The 4808-nt window shown below is 51.5% G+C and carries 4 protein-coding genes, 4 tRNA genes and 1 rRNA gene; 8 read left to right on the forward strand and 1 reads right to left on the reverse strand.

From position 1 onward, the window contains the following. Positions 1-4: 4 nt before the first annotated feature. The 3 genes from rrf (at position 5) to birA (ending at position 2475) form a co-directional block, all read left to right on the forward strand. A 5S ribosomal RNA gene (gene rrf / locus PFH44_RS24915) occupies positions 5-120 on the forward strand. Between the two features lie 367 nt (positions 121-487). Next, positions 488-1516 (forward strand): UDP-N-acetylmuramate dehydrogenase, encoded by a 1029-nt coding sequence (gene murB, locus PFH44_RS24920; protein ID WP_283826489.1) that lies wholly within the window; start codon positions 488-490, stop codon positions 1514-1516. Next, positions 1513-2475, forward strand: a complete 963-nt coding sequence (gene birA / locus PFH44_RS24925) for a bifunctional biotin--[acetyl-CoA-carboxylase] ligase/biotin operon repressor BirA (protein WP_045857994.1) — start codon at positions 1513-1515, stop codon at positions 2473-2475. The genes murB and birA overlap by 4 nt, the downstream gene beginning before the upstream one ends. 26 nt (positions 2476-2501) lie before the next feature. On the opposite strand, the gene coaA is transcribed toward birA, so the two are convergent. Further along, positions 2502-3452, reverse strand: coding sequence for a type I pantothenate kinase (coaA, locus tag PFH44_RS24930; protein WP_283826490.1), 951 nt, complete (start codon positions 3450-3452; stop codon positions 2502-2504). Positions 3453-3953: 501 nt separating this feature from the next. Between coaA and PFH44_RS24935 the strand changes: the two genes are divergently transcribed. The 5 genes from PFH44_RS24935 to PFH44_RS24955 all read left to right on the forward strand — a co-directional run. Beyond that, a tRNA-Thr gene (locus PFH44_RS24935) sits at positions 3954-4029 on the forward strand. Positions 4030-4039: 10 nt separating this feature from the next. Further along, positions 4040-4124: transfer RNA gene (locus PFH44_RS24940), tRNA-Tyr, on the forward strand. A 120-nt stretch (positions 4125-4244) separates the two neighbouring features. Continuing rightward, a tRNA-Gly gene (locus tag PFH44_RS24945) sits at positions 4245-4319 on the forward strand. A gap of 5 nt (positions 4320-4324) precedes the next feature. Further along, positions 4325-4400: transfer RNA gene (locus PFH44_RS24950), tRNA-Thr, on the forward strand. Between the two features lie 116 nt (positions 4401-4516). Next, positions 4517-4808 (forward strand): GTP-binding protein (locus PFH44_RS24955; RefSeq protein ID WP_038878821.1); only part of this gene is annotated, 292 nt, incomplete at its 3' end.

Consider the following 4808-nt stretch of genomic DNA (forward strand, 5'->3'; position numbering starts at 1 on the left):
TTTGCCTGGCGGCAACAGCGCGGTGGTCCCACCTGACCCCATGCCGAACTCAGAAGTGAAACGCCGTAGCGCCGATGGTAGTGTGGGGTCTCCCCATGTGAGAGTAGGGAACTGCCAGGCATCAAATAAAACGAAAGGCTCAGTCGAAAGACTGGGCCTTTCGTTTTATCTGTTGTTTGTCGGTAAGCGCTCTCCTGAGTAGGACAAATTCGTCGGGAACGAATTTGCACAGCACGCCGTGCTGCCCGGAGGGTGCCGGGCAGGAAGCCCGGCATACAACTGCCAGGCATCAAACAAACAGAAAAACCTCATGCGAAAGCATGGGGTTTTTTTGTTTTCTGCGGTTTATGAAAAGCGGCCGGACGCCGTCCGGTTCGGGCGCTGGGCGCCGCGAACCGGGAATATCCGGCAGCCAGCGACCAAACCGAACAAGCCTTCCCCTGACATATACGGTAAACTAGTGCAGATTTTGCATCAGGAAGCCACTATGAATCACTCCCTTAAACCCTGGAATACCTTTGGCATCGATCGTACAGCCAAAGCAATTGTGCGCGCCGAAAATGAGCAACAGCTACTGTCTGCCTGGCAGGATGCCACCGCAGAGGAACAGCCGGTCTTAATCCTCGGGGAAGGAAGCAACGTGCTCTTTTTAAAGGATTATTCTGGTACGGTCATTATCAACCGCATCCTGGGGATTGAGGTTACAGAAACGCCTGAAGCCTGGCATCTACACGTTGGGGCAGGGGAGAACTGGCACCATCTGGTGCAGTTTACTTTAGATAAAGACATGCCGGGCCTGGAGAACCTTGCCTTGATCCCCGGCTGTGCTGGCTCTTCACCCATTCAAAATATTGGTGCTTATGGCGTCGAGCTCCAGCGTGTCTGCCTGTATGTTGACTGTATTGAGCTGGCAACCGGGCACAAACAGCGGCTTTCGGCCAACGAGTGCCGTTTTGGCTACCGGGATAGTATCTTCAAACATGAATATCAGGATCGCTATGCCATCGTGGCCGTTGGCCTCAGGTTGCCTAAAGTCTGGCAGCCGGTGCTGACCTATGGCGATTTGGCCCGTCTTGACCCAAATACCGTGACGCCTCGACAGGTATTTGATGCTGTTTGCCATATGCGAATGACCAAGCTTCCCGATCCCAAGGTAAATGGTAACGCCGGCAGCTTCTTTAAAAACCCGGTAATTAGCGCGGAGAAAGGGCATGAACTGCTGGCCGCTTTCCCAAATGCGCCTCACTATCCGCAGGCGGATGGCAGCATCAAGCTGGCCGCTGGCTGGCTTATCGATCAATGTCAGCTCAAAGGGAAAACTATCGGTGGTGCGGCGGTACATCGCCAGCAGGCGCTGGTATTAATCAATGACCACCATGCAACCAGTGACGATGTGATCGATCTTGCTCACTACGTCCGCCAGCGGGTTGGCGAGATGTTTAACGTCTGGCTGCAGCCCGAAGTCCGCTTTATTGGCGCAACCGGTGAAGTTAACGCTGAGGAGGCGATTGCATGAGGGACAACACCATTCCCCTGACCCTGATATCTATTCTGGCTGACGGCGAGTTTCATTCCGGCGAGCAGCTCGGCGAACGCCTGGGAATGAGCCGGGCTGCAATTAATAAGCATATTCAGACGCTGCGCGACTGGGGAGTTGATGTCTTTACCGTCCCAGGTAAAGGCTACAGCCTTCCGGAACCGGTTCAATTACTCAATGAAGAGCTGATTGCCGGACAGATCGATCAGGGGCGCGTCACCGTGCTGCCGGTGATTGATTCCACAAACCAGTATTTATTGGACAGGCTTAACGAGCTGCAGTCTGGCGATGCCTGCGTTGCGGAATATCAGCAGGCTGGGCGCGGTCGCCGCGGGCGCAAGTGGTTCTCACCCTTCGGTGCGAATCTCTATCTTTCCATCTACTGGCGACTGGAGCAGGGACCTGCCGCAGCGGTAGGCTTGAGCCTGGTGATTGGCATTGTTATTGCTGAGGTACTTCAGAGCCTCGGCGCCGATAAGGTTCGCGTCAAGTGGCCAAACGATCTGTACCTTCAGGACCGGAAGCTGTCCGGTATCCTGGTGGAGTTGACGGGAAAAACGGGCGATGCGGCGCAGATAGTAAGCGGGGCAGGGATCAACCTGGCGATGCGACGCGTGGAGACTGATGTTGTCAATCAGGGCTGGATTAGCCTGCAGGAAGCCGGAGTCTCTATCGATCGTAATGCGCTGGCCGCGCGCCTGATTAAAGAGCTACGAGCGGGACTGCAGCTGTTTGAACAGGAAGGGCTGGCTCCTTACCTGTCGCGCTGGGAAAAATTAGATAATTTCCTCAATCGCCCGGTTAAGCTTATTATCGGAGATAAAGAAATCTTCGGGATTTCCCGTGGCATCGATACTCAGGGAGCATTATTACTTGAGCAAGATGGGGTGATTAAACCATGGGTTGGCGGTGAAATATCGCTACGCAGCGCCGAATAAATAACAGGGAGCCGAGGCTCCCTTTTTTATTTCCGCAAGCGGACCTGGTCGACCGAATGGTTGGCACTCTTGGTCATTATCAGACTCGCTCTTTCGCGAGTTGGCAGGATGTTTTCTTTGAGATTCAGCAGGTTAATCTCATTCCATAGCGCGGTGGCTATATTGACGGCTTCATCTTTCGAGAGCTTTGCGTAATTATGGAAATACGAGTCAGGATCGGTAAATGCGCCTTCACGGAATTTTAGAAAACGATTGATATACCAGCTCCGCAGCATGTCTTCCGGCGCATCAACATATATAGAAAAATCAACGAAATCAGAAACAAATACATGATGCGGATCGTGCGGATAATCCATCCCGCTTTGTAAAACATTTAATCCTTCAAGAATTAAAATGTCCGGCTGGGAAACCGTCTTATCGCCATCGGGAATAACATCATAAATCAGGTGTGAATAGACCGGGGCCTTAGCGTTGGCGATGCCAGATTTCAGATCGGAGACGAACTTGACCAGGCGGTGCATATCATAAGACTGCGGGAAGCCCTTCTTCTTCATCAGGCCGCGTTCTTTCAATACGGCATTAGGATGCAGGAAGCCATCGGTGGTGATCAGTTCAACGTGCCGATGCTCTGGCCAGCGGCTAAGCAGCGCCTGCAGCACGCGCGCGGTTGTACTTTTACCTACCGCGACGCTACCGGCGATGCTGATGATATACGGAATACGCTGACCGTTGGTACCCAGAAACTGTTCCAGTACGGCCTGACGACGCAGGTTGGAACTGATATAGAAATTAAGCAAACGCGACAGCGGCAAATAAATTTCCGCGACTTCCTCCAGCGAAAGATCTTCGTTGATGCCTTTTAACCGCGTGATTTCTTCCTCTGTCAGCGTCATCGGAACGGAATCACGAAGTGCAGCCCATTGGTTGCGGTTAAATTGTAGATAAGGTGTCATTAACGTTTGCTCTTTTTTGCTCATAAGCATTTTCTTACCATCGCCAAATTAAAGACAGGCGCAGATGCTTCACATAAGTTAATCAGGACAATGGGCAGGAGGGTAACACCAGATTGCAGGGAATAATAAGAAAAAAACGCATTGAATGATGCTTTCTCACGCCAACATCACAAGAGTGAAATTTGTGAATAAAGGACGACAAAGCTGAGGCGGGGGGCAAACGGCGGCGGGCAGTAAACGCCGATGATGCAGTCAACGAGTCGCTCAGGCCACTCAGCTATCCATTATATAGCAGAGAGCAAAGCGACTTTATCGTGCCGGGGATGCGGCAAAATGCGTCCCTTGCCTATCCGCAGCGGGCTTTGGATGGAAATATTGCGAGAGGAATGGTGTTTTTTTGTTCTTCATCGATTGAAATTACACCGCTTTTTGGTGTTTGAGAGCAAAATATGAGCGATAGAACGATTTATGCAATTTTTTAGTTGCATGAATGCGCAGGGCTCCCTAAAATGCGCGCTACTTGATGCCGACTTAGCTCAGTAGGTAGAGCAACTGACTTGTAATCAGTAGGTCACCAGTTCGATTCCGGTAGTCGGCACCATCAAGTACCTGGTGGGGTTCCCGAGCGGCCAAAGGGAGCAGACTGTAAATCTGCCGTCATCGACTTCGAAGGTTCGAATCCTTCCCCCACCACCATCTTTCGGCAACGCTTTGCGGAGCCAGAGTTGATTGGTTAAGCTAATCAGCTCAAACAAAGAAAAGAGATAACTCTCTTTTTTTTGTTATAGAAAGAACTGGGTAGCCGAGTTTCAGGATGCGGGCATCGTATAATGGCTATTACCTCAGCCTTCCAAGCTGATGATGCGGGTTCGATTCCCGCTGCCCGCTCCAGACGTGCTGATATGGCTCAGTTGGTAGAGCGCACCCTTGGTAAGGGTGAGGTCCCCAGTTCGACTCTGGGTATCAGCACCACTTCTTTATCTCTCCTTCCCTGTTTCTCTCTATTCTATTGCATTCAACAAGTCGGGCATGTTGCCTGGTTGATGTGGTGATATCACCGATTTATCCGTGTCTTAGAGGGACAATCGATGTCTAAAGAAAAGTTTGAACGTACAAAACCGCACGTTAACGTCGGTACTATCGGCCACGTTGACCATGGTAAAACAACGCTGACTGCTGCAATCACTACCGTTCTGGCTAAAACCTACGGTGGTTCTGCGCGCGCATTCGACCAGATCGATAACGCACCGGAAGAAAAAGCTCGTGGTATCACCATCAACACTTCCCACGTTGAATATGACACCCCGACTCGCCACTACGCACACGTAGACTGCCCGGGCCACGCCGACTATGTTAAAAACATGATCACCGGTGCTGCTC

The organism is Klebsiella sp. Ech2A (genome assembly GCF_030078455.1).
GTDB lineage: Bacteria > Pseudomonadota > Gammaproteobacteria > Enterobacterales > Enterobacteriaceae > Klebsiella > Klebsiella terrigena.